Annotated in this window: 1 protein-coding gene; it reads right to left on the minus strand. The window is 62.7% G+C overall.

From position 1 onward, the window contains the following. The coding region (locus ACFPTO_RS25080; protein WP_377715782.1) for an APC family permease at positions 1–1,015 on the minus strand (1,015 nt) is incomplete at both ends.

Consider the following 1,015-nt stretch of genomic DNA (forward strand, 5'->3'; position numbering starts at 1 on the left):
CCGCCGCGAGCGAGCTCCAGCCGCGGAAGAAGAACATGAAGATGAACGAGACCAGCAGGTTGAACCACATGGCGTTGCGCGGCACGCCGTAGAACGGGTGCACGTTGCCGAACATCTTCGGCATCGTGTTGTTGCGCTCCATCGCGTAGATCATGCGCGAGGTCGTCGCCATGTAGGTCGTGCCGGTGCCGCTCGGGCTCACGAACGCGTCGACATAGAGCAGGATCGCGAGCCAGTTGAGGTTCAGCGCGATCGCGAGTTCCGCGAACGGCGACTTGAAGTTGAACGTGTTCCAGCCCTTCGCGACGTCGGCGGGATTGACCGAGCCGATATACGCGACCTGCAGCAGCACGTAGATCACGAGCGCGAGCAGGATCGAGCCGATCACCGCGAACGGCACGCTCTTCGACGGATTGCGCGCTTCACCCGCGAGGTTGATCGGGCTCTGGAAGCCGTTGAACGCGAACACGACGCCGCTCGTTGCGACCGCCGTGAACACCGCCGACCAGCCGTAAGGCGCAAAGCTCGTTGCCGCGCCGAAGTTTTCCTGGTGGAAGCCGCCCGACATCAGGCCGATGATCGTCAGGCCCGGAATGATGAACTTGAAGATCGTGATGGTGGTGTTGGCGCGCGCGAAAAGCTTCACGCCCCAGTAGTTGAGCATGAAGTACACGATCACGAGCAGCGCGGAGAGCACGAGCCCGGAGTGTGTCAACGAGCCGTCGACGAAGAGCGCGTGCGCCCAGGGATACGGCCAGGTGCTCATGTACTGGATCGAGGCTTCCGCTTCGATCGGAATCACCGAAACGATGGCGATCCAGTTTGCCCACGCGCTGATGAAACCCACCAGTGCGCCGTGCGAATAGCGGGCATAGCGGACCATGCCGCCCGATTCCGGGAACATCGCGCCGAGTTCGGCATAGGTAAGGGCGATGGCCAGAATGACCACTGCACCGATGATCCACGCGCAGACCGCCGCCGGACCCGCAATCTTCGCCGCCTTCCAGGCGCCGAA

The organism is Paraburkholderia denitrificans, from assembly GCF_042655705.1.
Classification (GTDB): domain Bacteria; phylum Pseudomonadota; class Gammaproteobacteria; order Burkholderiales; family Burkholderiaceae; genus Paraburkholderia; species Paraburkholderia denitrificans.